Genomic DNA, 721 nt, shown 5'->3' with positions numbered 1-721 from the left:
AAGAACAGTATTTGGTATCTGCGCTCTGCTGAAGCCAGTTACCTTCGGAAAAAGAGTTGGTAGCTCTTGATCCGGCAAACAAACCACCGCTGGTAGCGGTGGTTTTTTTGTTTGCAAGCAGCAGATTACGCGCAGAAAAAAAGGATCTCAAGAAGATCCTTTGATCTTTTCTACGGGGTCTGACGCTCAGTGGAACGAAAACTCACGTTAAGGGATTTTGGTCATGAGATTATCAAAAAGGATCTTCACCTAGATCCTTTTAAATTAAAAATGAAGTTTTAGCACGTGCTATTATTGAAGCATTTATCAGGGTTATTGTCTCATGAGCGGATACATATTTGAATGTATTTAGAAAAATAAACAAATAGGGGTTCCGCGCACATTTCCCCGAAAAGTGCCACCTGATGCGGTGTGAAATACCGCACAGATGCGTAAGGAGAAAATACCGCATCAGGAAATTGTAAGCGCTAATAATTCAGAAGAACTCGTCAAGAAGGCGATAGAAGGCGATGCGCTGCGAATCGGGAGCGGCGATACCGTAAAGCACGAGGAAGCGGTCAGCCCATTCGCCGCCAAGCTCTTCAGCAATATCACGGGTAGCCAACGCTATGTCCTGATAGCGGGCCGCCACACCCAGCCGGCCACAGTCGATGAATCCAGAAAAGCGGCCATTTTCCACCATGATATTCGGCAAGCAGGCATCGCCATGGGTCACGACGAG

Annotated in this window: 1 protein-coding gene; it reads right to left on the bottom strand. The window is 46.7% G+C overall.

The genetic code is table 11. From position 1 onward, the window contains the following. Positions 1-475: 475 nt before the first annotated feature. Positions 476-721: phosphotransferase (locus JFY56_RS24170; RefSeq protein ID WP_208316820.1), on the bottom strand; the 246-nt coding region annotated here is incomplete at its 5' end.

This window comes from Pseudomonas schmalbachii (assembly GCF_017589465.1).
Lineage (GTDB): Bacteria > Pseudomonadota > Gammaproteobacteria > Pseudomonadales > Pseudomonadaceae > Pseudomonas > Pseudomonas schmalbachii.
Note: the sequence above shows the minus strand (reverse complement) of the source record. Positions and strands in the feature narration are given on the sequence as shown.